Genomic DNA, 22,931 nt, shown 5'->3' with positions numbered 1-22,931 from the left:
CCGGTCCTTTCTGTGATGCGCGGTTGGCCCTGAACGGAGACATGATGCAAAACATAATCATAGCGGATAGCCATATGGAGTCCGTTGAAAGTGGCGCCAAAACAATTGCTGTTCGGGTTGGATACTGTTCGGTTGAACCAGGTCCGCTTGAGATCCGCTCCGCGAGCGGCTGCTGGTCAACAACGAAGGTGGACGTCGTTTCGGTTCAGCGGAAGGCAATTTCAGATTTGAGCGACGAGGAACTCAATCAGAGCGGCGTTTCGACAGTCGACGCGATGGTTAGGCTGTTCCTCCCGGCTCATCCATGCCTGTCGACAAACTCGGATGTGACTGTCATCGGCTGGAAGGCGGCTTGATTAACGCGCAACTCAGACCGGATCTGAGACTCGCCCGACCAACCGGGAGGTTGGGGTCAACACTGACTTGCTGTGGTCGTTTTTTGAAACAGGTCGATGAATCGGGACGATGCAGCCTTCAAATCTCTTGGCGCTGCCTACGCTCGACCGGGCTCGCGTCGTTGCCCCTGCCATTGTCACGGACCACACGACAGTGAGCCATTGTGCCGAATAACCCGGCATTCTCAACGGATGTGGGATCTGATGATCCGTGTTAGCCGTTCGAAACCAAAGGCGCCGGGAACGTGATGCCGGATCGAACAAGACAAGCTGGTCGAGGTGCCGCCCTTTTGTTCAAGAGGCCACTCGCCTGAGAGGACGGGAAGAGTCCAGAGCCCTTCCTCGAAAGGTTACCGGCGATGCACCCATGATACGTTTGAAAGCGCGGCTGAAGGACGCTTCTGACTCGTAGCCGAGACGCTCGGCAATCGCGCCCACGCGCTGACCCTCCAAGAGCCATTGATGAGCCTGATGCATGCGCATTCGAGCAACATACCGGGCTGGAGTTTCACCGACAACCCTGGAGAAGCGCTCCGCAAACGCGGACCGTGACGCCCCCATTTTTCTTGCAAGTTCTTCCACCGTCCAGTCATGTGCCGGATCGAAATGAATAGCGGCGAGAACGCGGCCCACCTCTGGATTTCGGACAGCAGCCAGCCAACCGGTCGCGTCTCCGCACCCATGTTCCACCCAAGTTCTGATGAGGGTTGCAGTCAAGACGTCGGCAAGCCGAGCCAGAATTCCACCAGCTCCTACGCGGTTCATGTCGGCCTCACGCATCATTGCCTCGAGGAGGGCGGGGATTGATGGTTCATTGGCAGCAAGGTCACTTGTCCGCATCATCTTTGGCATCAACTGCAACAGGGGATGATGCTTGTCGACGTTGAAGCGCATGACCGCAAAGAATAGGAGATTTCTGTTATCGGCACAGGGGCATTGCAAGTCGACAATACCATCACAAACCGGTTTGCGAGGCATGCTGTCGACTGGCGTCGGATCTAGCCCGGGCTCACTGGCAATTACATGAGCGTCGCCTCTCGGCAGCAGCACCGCGTCGCCCGGCAGCATTTCGGTCCACTCGCCATTCGGCGATTGCAGATGAGCTCTGCCTGCCGCTACAAAATGAAATTGCGCTTCTTCCTTTGCTGGAAAAGCTGTCGCCCAGGGTGCTGACGGCTGACATCGCCCGTATTCGACGCCATCCAAGCGCAACCCTCGCATCATTTCTGTCAATGCATCGCTCATTGCTGTATCCGGAATTTGGACGAATTATCAAATAGGTCGTTTTTTCTAGCATAGAAACACCGGGGTGCCACGTCTAGCCTTCAACGACCAGAACTTTAGAGATGACATTATGAACGTCAGACCTGCGCCAATGCCTTTGAGGCGGCAGGACAATCAGTCACGATGACGGCTGTCACTGGCGCAATCGCCGGTCCGGGGGTTGTCATGGGCAGCAGCCGGCTAAATGCCGGCTCGCTCTCCGGGGGCCGACTACGCTTCTAATCAACGCAGGAGCATTGATGCCGACCACTTTTCAGATTGCCATTGCCAGCGGCGCCGCGATCGGCGGCCTGATTGTCGAAACGCAAGGGCTGGAAGGTGTATTCTCGCGGCTCTTGCTGCGCTTTGCTGAATCGCGGTCATTGGCATCCTCGGTCGGAGCACCGCTCGGGCGATCCCATGGATGTCTGTCCTGCTTAAGGTTTCTCGTAAGACAAGAGAGGCCTGGCAATATGGGCGGATATCCCTCATACGCCAAGCCTCTCTCGTTTCCTCGGTAGAGGATGGAGGGAAATTATTCGTGCGGCAAGTTGGTTTCGCACCTCCATTCCCCCTCAAGTTGAGAATATGAGTATCAGCGCATACAATGGAAGTGGAGTCACGTAGTATGTGCTCTGCGATCAGCCAGGGCAGCCGCCTAGGTGCTGCCCACCGTCCCGAGGTGGTCATTATCGGAGAAAGCAAAACTTCCTTCGGCCCTCCATGGCCCTCCCCTGTAGGTCCATAGGTCCAACCCCGTAATCGACAAAAGGCGAGGTTGAAAAGCTGCCGTGACCGCTGCGTACGATGCAGCGACTCTCGCTCTATCGGCTCCGTTTTGGATAGTGATGTGGGGCCGCCAACCTTGCTTGTCCTCGGGGCTGAGCCATGGTTCGAACTTCTCGCGTAAAACACCACGAATCCGCTCCAGCTCCGGAGAGTCAAGCGTAAACGCCACTCCGGATCCGAGATGCCAGATGCCGGTCGTCGATGCTTGCATCGGCGAGTGGGAGCTCGCGACGACTTCAAGAAGTTGATGTATCGTTGAGAGATGCCAGTCCGATACCCGGTAAAACACGGTGAGGTGGGCCGTCACGTGGTTGCGACCAGGTGGAAAGTGGATGCGGCGCAAGCCGTCGAAGAAAGCGAGATCTTGCTCGGGAAGACGCGCGGTTAAAATCATCCGTCCAGTCTAAGTCAGTAGGATTCAGAATCTACCCTTTATCGGACGATGAGTGGGAGGCATTGATCGTCGTGTCGATCAGCGCGGCAATGATCACCCGCCTGAGGCGCGACGGACAACAGCCGTCATCGCGGCGACGGTTATGCCTGCTTAATGGGGAGTGATGTCAGAAGATGTGATCCATACTCGCCCATCATATGCCAATTGGCCCTCTGCGAACTTGCGGTCGGCAATGCCCTCATACAAGGGGAGGTCACGAAGTATGCTTTGGATAAGGTCGCTTTCGCCAGGGGGCAGTGCATCGTCGGAGATGCATACGGTCTGGTGCAGGCTGCCTTCCGTCATGACCAGTATGGCATGAGTACCATATAGCCGGATTTTGCCGGGCACGGTTGCGAGCGACATGGCGTCCTCCTTGAAATTCTCCGGAGAGTGTTGTTTCGCTTTCCGGACGCTAGGGACATATGGTTAATGAAAGGTGAAGGCTTTACAATCCGGCCATCAGGAGAGGTTGCACCCCAAAAAGGTGCATTGGGCGTCCAAAGCGGGCAGAGATATTACGGTCGCGAACCTGGCCGAAATCATTGCCGTCGAGGAGATCACGTCGATGACCAAAGACAGATGCGTAAGTCCTGTCATCGTATTCCTTACGTCATCGGAACGTCCGCTAGCCTATTATACCGCGAGGGCGGCGCTCTTTGGCAGAGTGACCGGGAATGGCAGAGCTTGCCAACAATGCGCGTCGATTCCTTTGCCAGCCCCTGGATAACCAGGTCGCCCGCCGCATGGCCACAGGTATCGTTCACATGCTTGAAGTGGTCGATATCACACACGATAAGTGATCCCTCGAGCACCACGGGAATTGGAATCGAGGTATCCACCGATACTGTAACGTCGCCCGCTTAACGCGATCTAAATTGCGCACGCGGCCCTGAACGGTGTTGGCTGCCTTGACCTGCTGTGAGATCAAGGCGCGACAATCACATGACCCCAGTCGCCAATTTGCGCATGCAGGGGCGAGCTCGGTCCGGGCGGGGATTGCGGCTATGTCCGACTAATCTGTGGAGAAAAGAACAAAACGGGAATTGGCTGTCGCGGTGAATCGGTCTCTATCGTAACAAGACAGGTCAATGATGAGGTATTGATTTGGCCTATCGCTTCGTGCACACCGCCGACATTCATCTCGACTCGCCCTTGAGGACGCTTGCCCTGCGCAATCCGGAACTGTCCGATTTGATCGGCCTGGCGACGAGACGTACGTTCATTCGGATTGTCGACCTGTGTCTGGAAGAGCAGGTGGATGCGCTTCTTTTGGCAGGGGACCTCTACGACGGCGAACAGACGTCGATGAAAACGGCTCGCTTTCTGGCAGAGCAGCTCAGGCGTCTTGATGAGGCCGGCATACAGACCTTCATCATCCGCGGCAACCACGACGCACTGTCAAAAATCACGTCCGAGCTCGTCATGCCGGAGTCTGTCAAGATTTTCGGTTCCCAGGCGGAAGCGGTAGCAGTGCATCGGGGTGCCGGGCAGTTCCCCGTCGTCATCCATGGCCTGAGCTTTGCGAAGCCGCATGCTCCCCAGAGCCTGTTGAGGCATTACCCGATGCCTGTGCCCGATGCGGTCAATATCGGTATCATGCATACGAGCCTTGGAGGCTCTGAGGGGCACGACCGATATGCTCCATGCAACCTCGCTGACTTGCATCAGAGCGGTTTTCGGTACTGGGCCTTGGGCCACATCCACAAGCGGTCGGTAGCCGAAGGGGCTGCCTCTACCGTTGTAATGCCGGGAATGCCGCAAGGCCGCGACATAAACGAGGACGGACCCAAGTCGGTCTCGCTGGTGACAATCCGAGATGATCGGTCAGTGATCGTGGAGGAGCGATGCATCAACGTCGCTCAATTTGAGCGGCTGTTCATTGACGTTTCAGACGTTGCTGACTGGAAGGCAATGATTGGTAAAGTTTCCGGGGGGCTTGAAAGACTGCGCTCAACGATTCCGGCAGATCATCTGGTTGCACGGATTCAGCTTCATGGTTCCCATGAGATGGCATGGCGAATTCGCCGGGAACTCGATCTCATTAGAACCGAATTGGAAACGAGAGGCTCGGGCAGCGGCACCATCTGGATCGACAAGGTCCACACCTCGTGCATCGGTGCGGAAGATACGGAAGGCAACACCGGAAGTGCGCTTTCGGAATTGACCTCCATCATCAATGCGGATGTCCTTGGGTCGGCAGCCTATCAGCAAGAGATTGCTGCCATTGCGGACGAACTGCGCGGACAGCTCCCTCCGGAGCTCCGAAATATCTTCGGCACCGATGAGACAGCCTTCCAGGATGTGCTGGCCGGTTTCGCCCAAGAAGGCTCGGCCAACATCGTGGCACTGCTGCGCAATACGCAGGGGGAATGAATGCGTATCAATCGGCTTGATCTGACGCGATATGGAAAGTTTACCGACGGCGTGCTGGATTTTGGCTTCCGGTCTCTGGGAACGCCCGATCTTCACATCATTTACGGTCCAAATGAAGCGGGAAAGTCGACCACATTTGATGCGATTGTAGACCTCATTTTTGGAATTGGCACTTCAAGCCGATATGGCTTCCTGCATCCCTATCCTACGATGCGCATTGGTGCAGACGTAAATGTCGGCGGAAAGAACCGAGAGTTCGTTCGTATCAAGCGCCCGCAGAACAGTCTTCTCGATGACCAGGAGCGCGTCCAGCCGGAGATCGACATCAAGGCTGATTTGGGCGGTATTGATCGGGACGCGTTCGCCACAATGTTTTCCCTGGACGACGAAAGTCTGGAGAAGGGCGGTGAAGGCATTCTCGCAAGCAAGGGGAACCTCGGCGAATTGCTGTTTGCCGCAAGCGCCGGCCTTGCGGACCTCAGCAGGCAATTGACCGTAATCAGAAGCGACGCCGACACCTTCTACAAGTATCGCGCGAGAAGTGGGGCGCTTGCCGAACTGAAAGGCCGCCTCTCTGATCTGAAACAGCAGCGTGAGACGCTCGATCTGCAAGCGAGTGAGTTTTCCAGGCTCGTTGTCGAGCGCGACAGGCTCGCTGGGCTTTACGAAGAGGCGATCGGCGCGAGGGCGCGAACGCAGCGCAGGATCGAGGAAGTCAAATGCGTCCTCAACGCGCTTCCAGTCATGTCACGGCGCGGCTCGTTGAAGGATCGGCTCGCTGACCTCGACCCCGTACCGCAACCGCCAGAAACCTGGCGGCAGGAGCTGCACGAGCTGAGACGGAGCGAGATAGAGGTAAGGGTAAAACTTGAGGACCATTCTGCATCTGTAGCTTTGCTCGAGACTGAGATAGCCGACATTTCAATTGATCCTGCCGCGCTCGCCATAGCAGCGCAGGTGGAGGAGCTTTCCGAACTTCGAGCGCGGTATGTCACGGCTGAAAAGGACATTCCCAAGTTGACGGCTCGAGCATCGGAGCTGTCCATCGAAAGTATCCTTGCACTATTGGGCAGGGCAGGGGAGACAGCTCCCGCGGATCTGCTTCTGGACGCGGTTACAATCGGATCTCTGCGCTCGCTCATTGGGTCGAAGTCGGGTGTCGACGCGAAGTATTGCGCCGCCCGAGACGAGTTGCTGAGGGCGGAACGGGCACTCGCGAACCAGGAAGGTGAAGAGGTCGACCACACGTTGACCTGTGGGGAGCGCGTCCGAGCGATCGAGACCCTTCAAGCTGTCATCAAGGCAGTCCCGAAGTCAGACCAGGATATCGTTCTCCGATCATTGGCCCGTCGCGGGGACGTGGCGCGCGCAAACCTGACTGAAACGTTGAGGGCACTAGCACCGTGGCATGGAGAGGTGGAAGCTCTTTTATCGCTGGTTCCACCTACAGGTGCACGTATCGAATCCTGGAAGAAGAGCTACTCCGCTCTGGATGATCAACAGCGGATATCGCGCGCTGAGTTGCAGCGTCTCGAACTCGAGGCAGCAAGGCTTGAGGCTGAAATCAACACGTTGCGTGCTCAGGCAGGAAACATCGAGGAGCAAGCCGCAGCGGTTATCCGTGCGGAACGCGACCATGCCTGGGCGCTGCATCGACAGGCAATGGACAACGCATCCGCGGATGGGTTCGAGATGGCGATGCGCCGCCACGATCATGTGATATCGCAGAGGCTCATGCACTTTGCTGATATTGGCAAGCTTAGCCAGCTTAACCAACGGCTTGCGGTGGTGGCTGCCGATATTCGGAGCCAGGAAAAAATCCTCGCTGACGCACGGTCTGAGATGGAGGTGCTTCGGGCTGAAGTCTGTCAGGGCCTTGCGCAGTCGGAGTCAGATCCGGCCGTAACTGGAAACCCCTGGGAAATGGAGGAATGGCTACGCAGACGGGAAGCGGCCCTGAGGGCGAGAGACGATCTTGCTGAGGTCGAGCGGGAAATCGGTGATGTTCGCGATCAAATCGAAAAATCCAGACGATCAATCGTTCAAGCATTGACCGGTGCGAAAATCATGATCGACCGGCAGGCTGATGTCGGCGCGCTGATCTCGATTGCAGAGACGGCGTTGAACGCCTTCCATACGTCTGTGAACAAGGCGGCGCAGATCGAAAGGCTTCGCAATGACATCATCGAGCGCAAGCATATCATGGAAGCCGCTGACGAAGCCTCAAGGACATGGCTATCCCAGTGGAGCGCTCTTTGTGCCGGCTGCTGGCTTCGGGACCTTGGGCATTCTCCAGGTGTCGGTGCGGTGACCGAAATCCTGACCCTTCTTGAGCGACTGGCCTCGACTTTAGATGCCCGGGAGAGCCTCTTTGATCGCATTCAGAAGATGGAAAAGGACAAAGATTCCTTCGAGGAGATAGTACTGCAGTTGAGCGCTTCGCTTGGTTTGGGTTCCGAAGGTTCTCCCATTGCTCTTTGCCAGGCAATTTTTGAAAGGATCAAGACCGTCGGTCTTGACGCCGAACGCGACCGGAAACTGAAATGTCAACTTGACGGAGTGCGGCACGACGGACTTGCTCTACGAGCGACACAGGGCCTTCTTATGGCTCGGATGCGGGAGATGATGGATTTTTTTGGGGTCAGCTCGTTCGAAGCAGTCGAGGCCAGCATCGATCTTGCCTACCGAAGGCGAGATCTCGAAAACGCCATTCTTGAATCCGAGCGCGAACTTTTCGAAATGACTGCTGGCTCCCCAATGCTCGAAATCGAAGCATTGACAGCTTCCGCTGACAGATCGGCACTGGGCAACGAACTGGCAAAACTGATGCCGCTCCTTGACGACCAGGACGCCCGCTGTCGCGATGTATTTCACAGCCGATCGAAGGCGCAGGATGCCTTGGACGCAGTCGGTGGGGATGCGACGGTAGCCTCAATTGAGGAGCAACGCAGGACGGTGTTGATCGACATCGAGGAAAGTGCCCGTCGCTACATGGAGATCCGTGCCGGCGTTGCTGCTGCAGAGCACGCCCTTGCAATCTACAGAGATCGTCATCGTAGTGGAATGATGGCTCGTGCATCGGACGCGTTCCGCACGATCAGTCGCGGTGCCTACCAAGGGGTCGCCGCGCAACCTGGAAAGGATGGCGATGTTCTGATTGCCGTCTCTGCGGCCGGTGGTTCGAAAGCTGCCAATGAACTTTCGAAAGGTGCAAGGTTTCAGTTATACTTGGCATTGCGTGTCGCCGGATACCATGAATTTGTGGCCAACCGGACATCGATTCCGTTTATCGCTGACGACATCATGGAGACATTCGACGATTTTCGGGCCGAGGAGGCTTTCAGGCTCCTTTCGGAGATGGGCCTGCATGGCCAAGTCATTTATCTGACCCATCACAGGCACCTGACCGATATTGCCAGGAGGGTGTGCCCAAACGTCCGCGTATACAATCTTGAAGACCTTAGCCGGCCATCGGGGTTCCAGGTAGTCGCGGCGGAATAGGGCCGGACGCAGCGACCGAGCGTCCAAGAAAGTTCGTCGCCAGCGCGATTGGAATTGTACATTTCGGGCATTCCTTCGTGAAGTTCGGCTGATCCTATCGGTTCGACGTTATGTGCTTCGTGTGAACGGCTAGCCCTTCCTGCGGTCCGTTCGCTTTGATAAGCGAACGGACCCTCCCTCATTTTCCCAAGCTGAAACAGCCGCAAAGTCCGCGTTCAGTCTTTGCCGTTTGGAGGCCGGATAATTGACGGTCGGGATAGTTGCAGCCTCAATCCGACGGATCACAGCGACCTCCTCCAAGTGCCGATCACCTTCGGCCGCTTGCATCTCAGACGTAGCGTAGTCGGCCCGCTTGAGGACGCGTCTAAGTGTTTTTCGTTCCTCGGGCGTGGGGCACATCGATTTTGATCCTTAAACTGGGGCAAAGCAAGTATTGAGATTCACCAGGCATCTCTCTCCATCTGGACTTGCATGAAGTTGCCGACGCGATAATCATCGAATGCACGTTTGTGCATTCTTCATGAAGGGTCCCCGGCGTGGTTCAGCGGCCTTCTTCCGGCGTTGAGCAGAAGCTGGCGTTCTGTCGCAGTTGGCCCCAACAGCTTCAGCAGTCGTTTCTCTTCAAGGCGGTCAAGCCGGAAGCGCTTGGCAAAATCACTTATTGTCCAGACCCTGGCCAACCTGGACGAACGAGACTGGTGAGCCTTCGTGGCAGTCATTTGCTGCTCCTCTCAGTTGCGGCCGTCATTTGAACGTCGCGGTGGCTGTGAGCTGTCCTATCGCACGCGAGGTCCAAGGACTGCGCCATTGGTTTCTCCATGAGCATCGAATGGGCAGCTCAATCCATAAAGGACCGCGAGAGCGAGCCCAATTGCCAAAGCGGCCACCATTATCCGTCGAGCAGCCCGAGAAACCATAACGCGACTATCTTTTGTAAATCAGATACCGGTCACCGGGCCGCTCGCTATTCGTTACCCTCGGCATCCTTCTTGATTGCGGACTCCAAGTCCCGCGGATGCACCTGCAACAATTGCCTTGTCCCGATACTGACGCCAAGGGCCGGTATTTCGATATGCATCGCAGTTCTTCGGTAAGCGGGAAATGACAGTCCTTCTATCAGTTCTTCATCTACTATCACTCGGTAGGTGCCCGCATCGAGCGGAGCAACCAGAGCGCTTAGGGCAAAAGGACGAGAAAAGGTAATCTCAGATTCTGTTGTGCGTTCTGACATAGGGAACTCCTATTGGTCGATTGGACCAAAGCTCAGCGGAAACGACGCGAGTTCTGAATCAGGACACTACCAGAACGTGCCTTGCAGTATGAGGTAGAGAATGAATGCTACAGCCATGTACGGCATCGATTTCATTAAGAAATCCCCGTATTTTAAGCCGCTGAGGGATCGCATTGCGCGTTCGTGTCTGGAAATTCTTGCTGTGGAAGACATCGCGTCCTCCCGCTTGGGGCTAGAGCTTTTCGTTGCCCTAAAAGCAGTGCCCGTTCCATGACTGCTACTATCTCTTAAGTGGGGAGGCTGGACGCAATTGCAAGGCGAGAAAAGACTCCTGTGATAATAATGGATAGAGCCTAATGAACGGGAACTTCGATCATGGCCAGTTAGCTCGCTGCTCCACCGAGTCGCCTGAACATCTCGTTGACACCCCCCAGCGTCAAAGAGCTTGGTCAGCCCGCTAACTTGGCTGACGCAGTGCGGTGACGCTCTCCTCCTTACGAGACGTATTGCGGCAAGAAACGCCATGCAACTCCAGGCAGACGCAGGTTCCCCCTGGCGCTACGTCTATCGTAGCGTGATTTGCTCTAAATGCCTGCAAGTGGGCAGCCTATTGAGCCGCTAGCGTGCCAGGGTATTTGGCGGGGTGGGCCGATTACGAGGGGCTTCGCTACCGGGCCGAGAGGATCGTCTCCAATGCAACAGGTCGCAATGCCTGAGCATCGACGCCGACGTCGAATTGGCGGGGAAACGGTTTGAGTCTCCCGTGCGAGTGGCCGTGCAGGTTGATCGACTTTCTTCCCATCTTGTTCCAGGTCCGAAAGGGATAGTGACACAAGATCAACAACTGGCTGCCGACCGATATTTCGGCATAGTGTTGGACACTTCCCCACCCTCTTGCGCGAACAGTCGTTTCAGGATCATTATTGCCAACAATGAGATGTTTTCGGCCATTCAAATACGATAGAAGTTGATCGCAATCGCCTCCTGTCTCTCGCATGAAATCTCCCAGATGCCAGACGTCATCCTCGGGTTTCACCATCGAATTCCAGTTTTGGATGAGGGTTGCGTCGTGAGAAGCCAAATCCGGAAACGGCCGACGATCGATCCGCAGGACGCGTGGATCGCCAAAATGCGTGTCGCTGGTGAAATAGATCATGCTCCGTTTGCTCGCTGGATCAAAAATGTCTAGGTTGCACGGGCACGCCGGGAGAATCCATCTGCACGCATTTTGGTTGAGATGCGTCGAGCAAAGCAATTCCCTCACCCGCGACGGGTTACGAAACGAGATGTTTACGGCTGGCTCTTGCGCCCCCACCATCCTCGGCAGCAGGACCCGCTGGAAGGCCCATCAAACGCTCGTACTCAAGCTCCGGTGCTCCATATACTTCACTCGCGGCGTCGATTAAGCCCCGCGGATTTACAATCTCGATGTTGTTGCGCGTCGACCTGATTAACCTGTCGCCCTCCAGAAGGTGAAGGGCGTCCGTTACGGATGACCGCCTCACCCCTAGCATGATTGCTAGATCGTCGTGAGTAAGATGGAAAATGTTTTGGTCGACGCGATCATGGACCATCAGCAACCAGCGTGCCAGTCTACGCCGGATATCAAGTCGACCGTTGGCCAACGCCGTGTAACTGACCTGTACACTCATCGAACGGGCAAACCGGAGGGCGAGGGTGCGCAAACCGGCGCTCGTTGACAAAGCCTGTTTGAAATCGTCGGCGGCTATTGCCAAAGTATATCCTGCGATCTGATTGATCAGCTCGAAGGGTGTCTCTTTGTCGCCCTCGGCGATGCCGTACCCCGTCATGCCCTCGTTGCCGATTAATCCCGTTTCGATCCGGCTTCCTTCCCTGGAGACGGCGACGAGTGAGGCTACGCAATCGAGGGGGAAATAGACACGGGTGACGATTTGTCCCTGCATCTCCTGATCGCGCCCCGGGGTAGAAATATCGTCCGAAGCAGGGGTAGCAGGTCGTTGAGTTCGGATGGAGGCAATCTTCGAAGGATGCCGTTGCGCTCCACATCTTGCGCTGTGGCGCCTCGCGGGTGAAAAGCAGCAAGAAGTGCCCCGGCAATGGTATCGTCATCAAGCGGCTTCCTGAGAAGGATCTTGTCGGCATGGCGTGCCGGCACAACATCAGGTTCGTATCCGGTTGCAAAAATGAAAGGGAGCCCTCGACGTTCCAACTCATCAGCCACAGGAAACGCCATTTCACCGCCCAGATTGATATCCAGGATTGCGCCCTCAATGTCCGGACTTGATCGGAGTTGTGCAAGCGCACCAGCGACGCCTGCAGCAGGACCGGCAACTTCCACGCCGTGAGCCGAGAGTTTGGATGCAAGATCCGTTGCGACGTAGTAGTCGTCCTCCACAACGAGGATGCATCTTCCCTGCAGCGTCTTCTCCACCGGCCCTTCCTTCCTTCCTTCCTTCTTTCCTCGCGAACGAAGAGCCATCAGCACGTAGCAAGAAACGTATACCGTTCAGCAACTCAAACGATCGCAAATACCCTCCGGGAGCGAGGAATTAGAATCATCGACGATTTTACCACGAAATTAGCGGAACTCATGGCGACAGTAACGCGGCATGGCCCACGGCGGTTCCCGACATTTTGTTCCAAAGCTCGCCAGTTCCTGTTACAGCCAGCGAGAGGCTGCAGCCAAAGAGATCGCTGGCAAGGTGGCTAATGTGTAGATACTCATCGTAGAAGACGAATTTCTGATCGCCATGAAAATCGGGGAGATTGTCAGCGCTCTTCTCGTGGGGCCCTGGTCGCGTCTTCCGCAGCCAGACAGATGGATTGCGAATTCGCTTTTGTGGATGTTTGGCTTGCGGATGGAGAGACCGGCCCAGCCCTTGCGGATGACCAGCTTACCGAAACCGGGATAACCGTCATGTTTCCAACGGAAAATTCAGATTTCGTCACGTCGAGCGCGTCAGCGGTGGTGTTTTCCCGAAGCACTTCGACACGAGGAGATCGCGAGCGCGATCACATATGCGGGGCGGAGCAGCGGAAATACGGAGCCATCACGCAGACTTCTACCAATTTTTGCCGACCAAGGAAGAGCGACACTTTGCACGCACCTTCTGTGCAAGTGTGTGTCTGATCGAGCGTACACAGCGCATGGGCTGTTCCATTCCTGTCAGGCGGCCGTTGGCCACCTGACAGAGAACTTGCGCACGTTCAGCCCCTCATAGATGGCTACGATAACGCTGGCGCTCCGCCGCGATCTGCTGGGGTGTATAGGGCTCAGCGGCCTCGTCGAAACGCGTCCAGCCCTCTTCGTGATAGCTCGCTCGTCGTGCCGCGTAATCCACGGCTCGAGATCCGTTGAGGATTGCCTGCGCTGCTGCAGCTCTGCTTTCGTCTACTCTTGCCGTTACCAGTGAACCGCCACGGCGAACCCCTTCGGCATAAAAGTTTGCCTCGTCTTCCGGCACACCTTCATTGATCATGGAGCCGACGATCCCACCCACGGCACCACCCGCAACGGCGCCGGCAGCCGCACCGGCTGCAGTAGCCACGAGCCAACCGGCGGCAACGACAGGACCGACGCCCGGGATTGCCATCAATCCGAGCCCTGTTAGCAGTCCCCCGGCCCCGCCTGCGACCGCGCCGACCCCGGCTCCGGTGCCAGCGCCTTCTGCCGTGTAACTACCTTGACCTTCAACGTCCACCCCGTTTGCTTTGTTCGTGACGATACTGATGTCATCAGAAGGTACGCCTGCGTCTTCCAAAGCCGCAACTGCGGCGCGGGCTTCGTCGTAGCTGTCATAGAGTCCTGTGATCGTTCGCATATTTTTTCTCCTGGAGCTTTGTTATTTCGCCATCGTGACGTTGCCCTGGAAGTCCAGGGAGACTCCGGCTTGCTTGCCGTCCTTCTTGGCGGTTGCTCGCCACACCCCCTGGTCATCCAGCTTCAGGGCAGTGACATCCGTGTAGCCAGCGTCTTCGATGCGAGATTTCGCCTGATCCTCAGTAAAGCTGTTTTTGCCGGCTACTGGAGCGGCGGGATTGTGTTCCGTATTCACGGCTGGCGTTGTTTGGGATGTTGATGGCGTTTCGCTTTGCGCGAAGGCAGCCGTGGCCGAGATTAACAGCCCCATCGAAATTGCGGTGATTTTATTCATCGTTTTCTCCTTGAAGTCCGACGATCAAACCTAAGACAAAGCGATTTGTTCCGATGCTTTGCGAAGAACGACGAATTGCTGTCGATGTCACAAATCTGGAAATCGTGCTGGTGGCGTGCCCCGGAATTGCTTGGCTTGGTCTAGTTTTGAGCGTTGTGTTGAGGAGATGAGAGACGATAGCCGCCTTCACGCTAGGCCATCCCGATATGCGGAGCCTGTCTATCCGGTCGGAAGCTCTGCGGAGGATAATTGCGGCCGCCCCGAGGGGCAGCGCTGTTAAGCCGCTCTAGCAGGGTCAAACTGGTGGCTCAAACTGCAGTGAACATTAACACGTAAAAGTCTTGTATAATGAGGAAACCTCGCAGCGTCAGCCAACTGCGAGGTCCCTTCACTGGCGCCGTTTGCGCGCCCCTTGTAAAACCCCTGTGGCTCGCCAGGCGACATTGCTTACCGTCAAGCAGGGGACCAGTCGCCTTGGGCCGCGCCGCCGACGACCCACGAGGATCGCAAGATGCGGGGATTTCTTCATCCTGAAACGCTGAAATGGACGACGCTCGGGCGCCAGATACTTTAGCTTCCCCGGAGCGGCATTAACGACTTCGGAAAGATGCGGAGATTGGACTGCGGGGGCAACGCGCTGCCCAGGGAATGCCAAGCGGGACTAGCGACAAAAACACAGTCCTCGATCGAGGTACCGGGCTGAAAGATCCGCCAGCAAGCCGAAACCTACTTGATCACCCTCCCGGTACTGTAACTGATGCCGGGTCAAGCGCGTGAGGTCTATCTTCCCGGACAAACAAAAAAGGGCCATCCTACCGGAGGCCCTAAGGTGTGAAGGATCTACCTTCAGAGGGGAACAACGCCGCTCGGAAGCCGGGGAGTGCATCCGAAAAGTTGTAACGGCTATACACGATATACGTGAATTTCTCACCGATGCCAAGTCATTTATTCGCATCAGATCCAAAAAGCGGATAGTGCGCCGCGGGACGGTCAGTGGTGGTCTTATCCATTCAATTCATTGCCTTCCGTTACGCTTCCGATGGCAGATATAGAGGTCGGCATTGTGATAGGGGTAGCGCTAACAAACAGCGAAGTATGTGAATTTATGATGCGGCCCGACAACAGCTTCAACAGCGCGCCGTCGATGTCAACCACCGCTTCTTCAAACACAAGCTCCCACCAGCCATCCGACGCTCCGACGCCCCCTATATCAGACGAACTTGTAGCTCGAACCCGAAATCAAACGTTTGCTTTCCCCCCAAAATATGTCCAGCCATGCTTGGCTCAAATTGCCGAGGCAAGGCATCATTTCGAACATGTACCAGTTGCCACGTCTGGCCGCAGCTAGGCAGGTCGGTATCGGAGACCAATCAACCCCATGGCTTTGCCACCTGTTGGCGCAAAACGGCCGGTGCCAAGTCGAATAGGGCGTAGGCTGCGCCTGCGACGATCGGTGTCACCGATCGTCTCAATTCACGGACCACCCGACTCGGCGACAATGATCAATATTCAAGCTCTTTGGCTCGCGTATTGATCGCCTCGCAGGCGTCCCCGAATGGATCGCACATCGGCACTAGAGGCGAAGCGCCAAGCTGAAGAAGCGCCTTCAGATGCTTCCAACCACCTTCCTCGCCCACCACCGTCGCGTAGGATGTCATCACGGTGCGCTCCTCTGCATAGAGGCGCTTGTACTCCGCAAAATTGGAGAAGTTCTCGTAATTGCTCTCCGACGGATGGAAGGTCTCGGCCGCAGCACCTTCGGCAAGAATGACCTCGTGGGTACTGAGCAGGACAGCATAATACTCGATCGAGGTGTCATCGGCAGGAACGACCGGCGCGATTGTCGTGCCGTTGACGAGATCCCTCACGCGGATCAGCACGCCGTTCAGAAACAGCGCATGGCCTGGCGACAGGTAGAGATCGGAATGTGGTGTGCGGCTGTCCAGCGCGTGGCGGGAAACGCGGATCGGCACGACACCTTCATGCCAGCGCGCACCGCTCTTCTTGAAAACCTGCCGGCCGACCCATTTGACTGGACGGGCGCTCCCGTCCGGAAGGGCAAGGTTATCGCCGACGCGCAGATCCTCGACAGGCTTTTCGCCGCAATCGGTGAGGATCGCCGTCCCACGCAGGAAGCACTGTGCTCCGCCACCACCGCCGCCTCCACCGGAGCCTCCCTGTCCGCCGGAGCCATTCCCGCCTCCGCCGGAGTGACCACGCCCCCAGCGCCGCCCCATTGCACTCGCGGGAGACTTGGAAGCTGCCGTCGCCAAAGCCGCAACACCAGCGAGCCGCGCACTGGCGGCAGCGGCAACACCTAGAAAATGTCTGCGCGCGGTATTGCGTGGCAGACTGTCATCTTTTTTGTAAGGCATCCTGGCAATCCTCTAACAATAGATTTAGGGTCCAAGCCGCCGACGAGTATCGCGGTACTTGGCATGTTCAAGGCGTCGGAAACCGATGCAACTTTAATAAGGAATTCTATTTCGGTCCACGTCGCCAAAAGTATTAGGCATGCAACCTGGAAGGAAAAATGGATAAATAACAACAGTTAAAGGTTAAGTTTTTAGCTAGGGCATGGCGGAAAAACTCCAACTACTTCAACTTAAAGGTTTTGCACGCGAGGTTTTATTGTACGGTTTCGTACGGGACCTTGGTCCGACTTACATGTCTCACCGAAGAGGAGGTAGTCTCGTTGCGCAACAGGTATTGGAGGCTCAGTACTGCTCATGCATCGAACCCTGCATGGCCTCCACTTATTGGGAGGTAAGAAATGTTCGTTACAGGTTTTCTGGAATCCGATCTGGCCGTGCTCTCGCAGGCCGTTCAATCCTGGTACCGACATTTCAAAGCGAAGCCGGATGAGAAGACATCGGAAGTAATATGCAGCGCGGCGATCGTTCTTTTCAATCAGGGCCACCGCACTCAGGAGGACCTGACGCGCATCCTGATCGCCCGGTTTCCAAACCTGGCCGGGAGCATCGCAAATGCTCCCACGTCGATAGCCATCCACTGAAGAATTGACAAGGCGAGAAGCGCCCGAAGCAGGTGACAATATTGTCTGGTGCTGCGACACGCGGATCACCTTTGTGTCAGCTGCAAAAACGCTTGAAGCTCGGTCATTTAGACAGGGACAGAAGTTGGATCGTACCGAACCGTAGTCTGTGACATTGCGTAGCCCTTACCACTGCAACTGACCCTCCGTCCCCATTGGGGGCTTTAAAACTTCGCGCAGGGTTAGCCCCCATCGATTGCCTCGCTAATGCGCACGATCGCCTGCTGGTAGACACTTGCGGAGTTCCAACTAGCGATGGCGCTCATGTTGTCCTGATAGCCTCCATCGGCCCGCCAGCCGTGCGCCCTTAGAAAGTTGGCCGTGGACATCAGCGCAGTGCTCTTGTCACGCATATTCCTGCTGCCGACGCCGTATTTCAGAACGTTCCCGGGAAGGAACCCTGTTTGGCCGATCTCGCCGTGCATGGCCCCGACCGAGCCGGCGCTAAGGACACCTCTGTCCACAAGCTTGAGCGCCGCGACGGCATGTGGCGCGAAAAATTGCGGGCGGCGGCAATCGTAGGCGAGCGTGAGGATTGCAGAAACGGTGTTCTGGTTGCCCATGGAGGTGCCGAAGGCGGTTTCCATGCCCCAGATGGCGAGCAGTACACCTGCGGGCACACCGTAGTTGCGCTCGATATTGTGGAAGAGTGCTGTATTCGCCATCTTGAGCGACCGGCCCTTCGAAATAATCGCGGCTGCGCCACGTCGTCGCATAAAGTCGGCGACCGAGCCGGAGAAAGTCTTGTTGACGGAGCGGTCGGCCTGGATGGTCCCTCTCGCGTACTTTGCACCCGCAAGCGCTGCAATACCTTTTTCCTTGACGCCAGCGGCCTTTGCCGACCGGGCAAACTCCACTTTCCACTGCTCAAACCCGGCAGCGCCATTGCCGCACGATGCCGCCTGAGCAACGCAAGCGAGAAGGCAGAAGGCGAGGGCGCCCGCCGCCACTATTGACGTTTCTTTAGCAAAGAATGCCATGTCGCTCTCACCCACGCAGGGGTCATTCCTCATTTGCGGAAAGCCAAAAGGTTGCCTGCACGCTCGAGAGGGAAACCACATTAGTAATAATGGCAAGAGTGCGAAATAAAGCCAAGCTGGGATCTGCGGAGCGGATTATGGGCAGGATGATGTGGTGAAGCCCCAGTGACTGAAAATGCGATGCTCGCTGCGTTTCCCTCGCAGCAGGAATTAGAGCGTTTGGGAACGGGATTGTGGTGATAGGCGGCCGCTCGCTTTTGGGCTCTTTATGGGCGTGGGGTGCGGCGATCGGCTTTTTCGAGGGCTGCTCTGGTCTTTCTCCCTGTGTTTCACGTTCTCGCGGTGACGCCCCAGTCTCAAGCCATTGATCGTCATTCGTGAGTTTTGAATCAAGGATCGGCAGCGTGAACAAAAACGCTGCCGTGACAGGCAGGGAAGGAGATCGGATTGGCGCTCACATAAAGGTCGAGCGTTGTTAACGTCCGGGTTTAGCTTGTTGAAAGTTAAAGGGAACGTTATTCCTGGAGATCGCCCGGCCAGCTCTGCAACGGGATCGTTCGCTGTTGGGCATGGCGAGCGACAAACTAGATCCGGCGTGAGGAAGCCAGGGCATTGCCATTTAAAATCAATGGTTAGGTCGGTGGGCACAAGCATCAGATTAACGTGTGGGCAAATAAGGGCCACACCGATCGAATTTTGGCTGGAACGCGGTGCGGTCCGTTGGGTTAGGGGCGATCCAGAATCGAGCCAGAAAATGAATATAAAGAGCGATAAATCGAAAGGTTATGTACGGGCCGAGCCGGTCAGACAATTCGGAGCGCTTTGCCTACGTACTAAGTCAGATGGGCCCGAGGTCCTTCTCATTACCACAAGAGAGACTAAGCGTTGGATGATACCAAAGGGTTGGCCCATCCGCGGGCTGAGGCCTCATAAGGTCGCAGAGCGTGAGGCCTGGGAGGAGGCCGGTGTCATTGGAAAGGTAAGCAGAAAGCTCTTCGGACGGTTTCGATATTCCAAAATTCTTTGTAACGGTCTTGAGGTTGAGCCGGTCGTGGATGTTTACCTTCTGAAGGTCCGCCGCCGGAAGAAGCAATTTCCGGAGATGACCGAGCGAAACGTAGCGTGGATGAAGCCTAAGGAGGCGGCGCGGCGCGTTAAGAATCCAGAGTTGAAGAAGATACTCCTAGGGGTGGGGTCTTGATTCTGACGTCTTTCGCAGCTGTTTCGCAAATCCAAGCGCAGCGACTGGGTCATAAGCCATTTTCAACAGATGCAGCCATGGGTTTCAGGGGGTCTACGCCGCGACGCCGATCGATCCATCGCATAACTGGCGTGACGGTGATTCCGTGTACCACGATCGACATCAGGATAATAAGAAAGACAGTTGCCCACACCGTCTCGATGCCCTCGAATCTTGCAATACCCGACGCATAGGCCAGATAATATATGGATCCCAGTCCGCGGATACCGAACACGGAAATGATAATCTTCTCGGCTTGGGGATGTCGGCATCCAAGCAGGCTTATCCACCCAGCCAAAGGTCGAGCAATTGCGAGAACCAACACGGCGACGAGGACAACCCACCGGTCGACCAGAAGGAACAACGTGCCTTCTGCCAGTGCCGCGCCAAAGAATACGAGGAGGAGCATCATCAGTAGGCGTTCGATCTGCTCTCCGAAATCGTGCAATTCCGAATGATAGTCGCTGTGCCGTTCAACAGCGCGAAGCGTGAGCGCGGTGACAAATACCGCAACGAAGCCGTAGCCATGAATGAGTTCGGTTGCGCCATAAGATATGAAAGTGAAACCTAGCGCGGCAAGCCCGTCTCCTGTCTTTGCGATCCGTCGCGACACCGGCAGCCTGAACGTGAAATAGCCTAGGATGCGACCGATCGCCCAGCCGACCGCGAGGCCTGCGAGAAGTCTCCACAAGACATCAATCGCCAGCCATCGTCCGATCCACTCGAAATTGGATCCGGGGTTGGTCGCGAGTGCGATCGCCGCCATTACGAATGGAAAGCTAAGTCCATCGTTCAGGCCGGCCTCTGACGTCAAAGCGAAGCGAATCTCATCTTTCTGGCCGGTCTGTGGCGGTCCGACCTGCACGTCCGAAGCAAGAACCGGATCTGTCGGTGCGAGGGCAGCTCCCAGGAGGAGGGCCGAAGCTGGCTTCAACCCGAGAATATACCACCCGAGAACGGCAATAGCCGCAATTGAAAGAGGCATACCAATCCCGAGGAGCCGCCACGTTATGATCCAGCGCTTCCAGCCGATTGGCCGGTCGAGTTTCAGGCCGGCGCCCATCAGGGCGACGATGACCACCACCTCTGTCATATGCTCAGTGAGGCGAAGGTTTGCCAGCGGATTTGTCCGGGGAAGCATCGTAAGGTGCAACCACGCCAACGAAATGCCGATGATGATACAGCAAATGGGAAGGGAGAGTGGCATCCGCCGAAGGACGAGTGGCAGCCACGTCGTTAGGAGCACGACGCCTCCAAATATAAAAATGGTCACGGCATAACTGTTCAACGACGCTGTGATCTTTTCCTGAATGTCAACGAACTGCCCATCTAACGCGCAGCGATGTGGCCGCGTTCCGTGTCCATCGACCGGCGCGACGCGCACCCGCCTATACGAACCTCGTCATCGCCATGCATGCCGCTGGCGAGCGGCAGGGGGCGTTCCCGGCGGTGCATGTCCGGTTTACGAAGGACAAAAGTCGGACACGTATTTCTAACCCTAGGCTTCAATGGATCTGCGTTGGGTCGGCCTCGCCAATCGCCTCACCGTTGCTTTCAATTCGACAGCGGCCGAACTTGACAAGGCTTCACGAATTGCCTCGCTTATCGAACTTGAAACAAAGTCGGCGTTGAGTTCTTCGGCTGCCACCTTTGGATACTGATCGCCATCGGCAGCCGGCAGTAGCACACCGACGCGGAGGCCGGGTTTGAGGCGTTTTAACCGGCGAACCACTTGACGGGCATGTGATTTAGAGCGGCCGTTCAGAAAGGCCACGACGGCCGTGTCGGCGGATTCGATCGCCGAAAGGGCGGGCACTCCTCCGGGAGACGCGCCATCTGGCTCGGTGACGACGCCAGCTCCCTGGATAGCAAGGACCTGAGCGAGCATCGAAGCCGCGACCCGATCAAGTGCGCTGCGCCCGCCGACACATGCTACAGTTCTGCCTCGCCCGTCAGGAAGCTCCTTTATCTCGTCCGTCGGCGTGTGCTCGGACTCCTCATCACTTTCTTCGTCGTCGGCGATCTCTGCGAGATTTTCCACGAGAGTAAGGGCGGTGGAGGCGACGAGTGCAATCTGCCGCTCTGTCATTACACCACGCTGTCGGTCGGCTTCGCCAAGTATTAGGGCCGGCAACGCAACCGACTCATAGTAGTCCACTAAATACTCCTCCATGAGAAACTCCTCAGCATTGTCGGTTGCCTCGTTCGGGTCACCGGCTAGAAGGCGTTGATAGAGCTTCTCGTGGGCTCTTAAGACCGGTTGGTTCCCAAGGAGAACGTCCAGAAAATCAAATTGCGGCACGTAGCGTCCGAGAACCATCAAGCAGACGGTGAGGGGAGTGGACAGCATCAGCCCTACTGGGCCCCAGAGCCACGACCAGAAGATGGCCGATACGATGATCGCTAGCGAAGACAAGCCGGTGTGACTACCATAGAGCCACGGCTCAACAATGTTATTGCTCGTCAATTCGGTTACGATGAAAAGTCCTGCCACCCACGCGACCAGCGACCATCCTGGTGCAATGGCCAGTGCCAGGAACAGCGGAAGGATCATGCCGATCAATGGGCCGATGTAAGGCACGAACCGGAGGACGAGTGTTAGTAAACCCCATAGGATCGCATTGGGGATACCCAGCAGCCACAGGCCGATCGTGATCGGAATGGCGTAAAGGGTATTCACAACCAGTTGCATGAGGAGATATTTACCGACGCGCTTACCCGCCTCCTGAAGCGCTGCAGTGGTCTTGTGTAGATCACCCAAACCGACGAGCCTAATGAACCTGTCCCGAAGATCCTCTCGCTCCAGCAGCATGAAGATTACCAGGACGACAACGAGTCCGGCGGTGGCGAATGGGCCTATGAGCGGTATGATCAGGTTGCCCAACGTCTCAATAGGGTTTGAGCGCGCTATAATCTCCACCGGCAGCGGCTGTCGCTGGTCGATTGCCGGGACGGGGGCTTCCTTCTGACTTTCCGTTGCATTAAACTTCAACTCCTCGCCGACGCGTTCAACCGCCCTCTGGACCTTTTGAAGCACACTATTGTCGGATCCTGTGTGGGCGAGGGCGTCTACCTTCGCCACAATGTTGCGTTGGTAGGTGGGAATGTTTTGCGCGAGGTTGGCAACCTGCGTGGCAACGACGAAACTGAAAACGGCGATGGACACGAAGGCGAAGGCGACAGCTAGCAGCACTGCAGCTATTTTGGGAATGCGCCGCGATCGAAAGAAACTCACGATCGGAGCGAGCATGAAGGTGAGTAAAAGTGCAAGCGCGAGGGGAACGAAGATCTCCTGGCCGACACGTAGGATGACAGCTACGCCAATGAGAATGAGAACGGTGCGGGCAGAGATGGTGGATGTTATTCCATTCTCCTCCGAGGGCGGCCTTGCTCCGTCGGCCTTTTCAACGCTTCCGACGATCACTTAAGCCTCCGTGGTTCGATGCGATCATGTCATCATCGATTGAAGATAACGCTGCTTCGAAGTTTATCGAGCGGCACTTGCTCGAAGAGAGGATGGGAACGGCTTGGC

18 protein-coding genes are annotated in these 22,931 nt (G+C 56.3%); 4 read left to right on the top strand and 14 right to left on the bottom strand.

Translation table 11 applies throughout. The annotated features are described in order from the left end of the window. Positions 1-689: 689 nt before the first annotated feature. The 4 genes from FHX16_RS29380 to FHX16_RS31735 form a co-directional block, all read right to left on the bottom strand. The gene (locus FHX16_RS29380) at positions 690-1,640 is read right to left on the bottom strand and encodes an AraC family transcriptional regulator (RefSeq protein ID WP_183758322.1); all 951 of its coding nucleotides are present in this window, start codon (positions 1,638-1,640) and stop codon (positions 690-692) included. 676 nt (positions 1,641-2,316) lie between these two features. Continuing rightward, positions 2,317-2,841 (bottom strand): 2'-5' RNA ligase family protein, encoded by a 525-nt coding sequence (locus tag FHX16_RS31740; RefSeq protein ID WP_405049337.1) that lies wholly within the window; start codon positions 2,839-2,841, stop codon positions 2,317-2,319. A 150-nt stretch (positions 2,842-2,991) separates the two neighbouring features. Next, positions 2,992-3,246: a hypothetical protein gene (locus tag FHX16_RS29375; protein ID WP_259131808.1), complete on the bottom strand. Its 255-nt coding sequence runs from the start codon at positions 3,244-3,246 to the stop codon at positions 2,992-2,994. A gap of 242 nt (positions 3,247-3,488) precedes the next feature. After that, positions 3,489-3,674, bottom strand: coding sequence for a diguanylate cyclase domain-containing protein (locus FHX16_RS31735; protein WP_405049336.1), 186 nt, complete (start codon positions 3,672-3,674; stop codon positions 3,489-3,491). A 313-nt stretch (positions 3,675-3,987) separates the two neighbouring features. Between FHX16_RS31735 and FHX16_RS29365 the strand changes: the two genes are divergently transcribed. Both FHX16_RS29365 and FHX16_RS29360 read left to right on the top strand, forming a co-directional pair. Beyond that, positions 3,988-5,256 (top strand): DNA repair exonuclease, encoded by a 1,269-nt coding sequence (locus FHX16_RS29365; RefSeq protein WP_259131806.1) that lies wholly within the window; start codon positions 3,988-3,990, stop codon positions 5,254-5,256. Continuing rightward, the gene (locus FHX16_RS29360; RefSeq protein WP_259131804.1) at positions 5,257-8,757 is read left to right on the top strand and encodes an AAA family ATPase; all 3,501 of its coding nucleotides are present in this window, start codon (positions 5,257-5,259) and stop codon (positions 8,755-8,757) included. A 964-nt stretch (positions 8,758-9,721) separates the two neighbouring features. Here the strand turns inward: FHX16_RS29360 and FHX16_RS29350 are convergent. The 7 genes from FHX16_RS29350 to FHX16_RS29320 form a co-directional block, all read right to left on the bottom strand. After that, the gene (locus FHX16_RS29350; protein ID WP_183758334.1) at positions 9,722-9,988 is read right to left on the bottom strand and encodes a hypothetical protein; all 267 of its coding nucleotides are present in this window, start codon (positions 9,986-9,988) and stop codon (positions 9,722-9,724) included. Between the two features lie 667 nt (positions 9,989-10,655). Further along, positions 10,656-11,144, bottom strand: a complete 489-nt coding sequence (locus FHX16_RS29345) for a metallophosphoesterase family protein (RefSeq protein ID WP_246712864.1) — start codon at positions 11,142-11,144, stop codon at positions 10,656-10,658. A gap of 118 nt (positions 11,145-11,262) precedes the next feature. Beyond that, a complete protein-coding gene (locus tag FHX16_RS29340) occupies positions 11,263-11,913 on the bottom strand; it encodes a Crp/Fnr family transcriptional regulator (protein ID WP_259131802.1) in 651 nt (216 codons plus the stop codon). Then, entirely contained in the window at positions 11,865-12,401 is a 537-nt protein-coding gene (locus FHX16_RS29335; protein WP_259131799.1) for a hypothetical protein, read from the bottom strand. The genes FHX16_RS29340 and FHX16_RS29335 overlap by 49 nt, the downstream gene beginning before the upstream one ends. A gap of 784 nt (positions 12,402-13,185) precedes the next feature. Further along, entirely contained in the window at positions 13,186-13,791 is a 606-nt protein-coding gene (locus FHX16_RS29330) for a general stress protein (protein WP_259131797.1), read from the bottom strand. 21 nt (positions 13,792-13,812) lie between these two features. Beyond that, the gene (locus tag FHX16_RS29325; protein ID WP_183758340.1) at positions 13,813-14,124 is read right to left on the bottom strand and encodes a PepSY domain-containing protein; all 312 of its coding nucleotides are present in this window, start codon (positions 14,122-14,124) and stop codon (positions 13,813-13,815) included. Positions 14,125-15,626: 1,502 nt separating this feature from the next. After that, entirely contained in the window at positions 15,627-16,499 is an 873-nt protein-coding gene (locus tag FHX16_RS29320; protein WP_259131795.1) for a Hint domain-containing protein, read from the bottom strand. Between the two features lie 398 nt (positions 16,500-16,897). On the opposite strand from FHX16_RS29320, the gene FHX16_RS29315 reads away from it, so the two are divergent. Continuing rightward, complete coding sequence (locus FHX16_RS29315) at positions 16,898-17,140, top strand: hypothetical protein (protein ID WP_183865140.1); 243 nt, start codon at positions 16,898-16,900, stop codon at positions 17,138-17,140. A 221-nt stretch (positions 17,141-17,361) separates the two neighbouring features. Here FHX16_RS29315 and FHX16_RS29310 read toward each other — a convergent pair whose 3' ends face one another. Continuing rightward, on the bottom strand, positions 17,362-18,159 hold the full coding sequence (locus tag FHX16_RS29310) for a lytic transglycosylase domain-containing protein (RefSeq protein ID WP_259131792.1): 798 nt from the start codon (positions 18,157-18,159) through the stop codon (positions 17,362-17,364). Positions 18,160-18,913: 754 nt separating this feature from the next. On the opposite strand from FHX16_RS29310, the gene FHX16_RS29305 reads away from it, so the two are divergent. Beyond that, positions 18,914-19,360: an NUDIX hydrolase gene (locus tag FHX16_RS29305; protein WP_259131791.1), complete on the top strand. Its 447-nt coding sequence runs from the start codon at positions 18,914-18,916 to the stop codon at positions 19,358-19,360. 49 nt (positions 19,361-19,409) lie between these two features. Here FHX16_RS29305 and FHX16_RS29300 read toward each other — a convergent pair whose 3' ends face one another. Beyond that, on the bottom strand, positions 19,410-20,687 hold the full coding sequence (locus FHX16_RS29300) for a cation:proton antiporter (protein WP_259131789.1): 1,278 nt from the start codon (positions 20,685-20,687) through the stop codon (positions 19,410-19,412). Between the two features lie 210 nt (positions 20,688-20,897). Next, the gene (locus tag FHX16_RS29295; protein WP_405049335.1) at positions 20,898-22,823 is read right to left on the bottom strand and encodes an AI-2E family transporter; all 1,926 of its coding nucleotides are present in this window, start codon (positions 22,821-22,823) and stop codon (positions 20,898-20,900) included. Between the last annotated feature and the right edge of the window lie 108 nt (positions 22,824-22,931).

The sequence above is a fragment of the Rhizobium sp. BK661 genome (genome assembly GCF_024808825.1).
Taxonomy (GTDB): Bacteria; Pseudomonadota; Alphaproteobacteria; order Rhizobiales; family Rhizobiaceae; genus Rhizobium.
This window is presented reverse-complemented; position numbering and strand designations above follow the sequence as displayed.

What these genes read in the sequence shown, in the direction of transcription:
- FHX16_RS29360 (WP_259131804.1), top strand. Translation starts at nt 5,257, where the DNA reads ATGCGTATCAATCGGCTTGATCTGACGCGATATGGAAAGTTTACCGAC.
- FHX16_RS29310 (WP_259131792.1), bottom strand. Translation starts at nt 18,159, where the DNA reads ATGGCATTCTTTGCTAAAGAAACGTCAATAGTGGCGGCGGGCGCCCTC.
- FHX16_RS29350 (WP_183758334.1), bottom strand. Translation starts at nt 9,988, where the DNA reads ATGTCAGAACGCACAACAGAATCTGAGATTACCTTTTCTCGTCCTTTT.
- FHX16_RS29315 (WP_183865140.1), top strand. Translation starts at nt 16,898, where the DNA reads ATGTTCGTTACAGGTTTTCTGGAATCCGATCTGGCCGTGCTCTCGCAG.
- FHX16_RS29320 (WP_259131795.1), bottom strand. Translation starts at nt 16,499, where the DNA reads ATGCCTTACAAAAAAGATGACAGTCTGCCACGCAATACCGCGCGCAGA.
- FHX16_RS29380 (WP_183758322.1), bottom strand. Translation starts at nt 1,640, where the DNA reads ATGAGCGATGCATTGACAGAAATGATGCGAGGGTTGCGCTTGGATGGC.
- FHX16_RS29330 (WP_259131797.1), bottom strand. Translation starts at nt 13,791, where the DNA reads ATGCGAACGATCACAGGACTCTATGACAGCTACGACGAAGCCCGCGCC.
- FHX16_RS29325 (WP_183758340.1), bottom strand. Translation starts at nt 14,124, where the DNA reads ATGAATAAAATCACCGCAATTTCGATGGGGCTGTTAATCTCGGCCACG.
- FHX16_RS29375 (WP_259131808.1), bottom strand. Translation starts at nt 3,246, where the DNA reads ATGTCGCTCGCAACCGTGCCCGGCAAAATCCGGCTATATGGTACTCAT.
- FHX16_RS29340 (WP_259131802.1), bottom strand. Translation starts at nt 11,913, where the DNA reads ATGCAGGGACAAATCGTCACCCGTGTCTATTTCCCCCTCGATTGCGTA.
- FHX16_RS29305 (WP_259131791.1), top strand. Translation starts at nt 18,914, where the DNA reads ATGAATATAAAGAGCGATAAATCGAAAGGTTATGTACGGGCCGAGCCG.
- FHX16_RS31740 (WP_405049337.1), bottom strand. Translation starts at nt 2,841, where the DNA reads ATGATTTTAACCGCGCGTCTTCCCGAGCAAGATCTCGCTTTCTTCGAC.
- FHX16_RS29345 (WP_246712864.1), bottom strand. Translation starts at nt 11,144, where the DNA reads ATGATCTATTTCACCAGCGACACGCATTTTGGCGATCCACGCGTCCTG.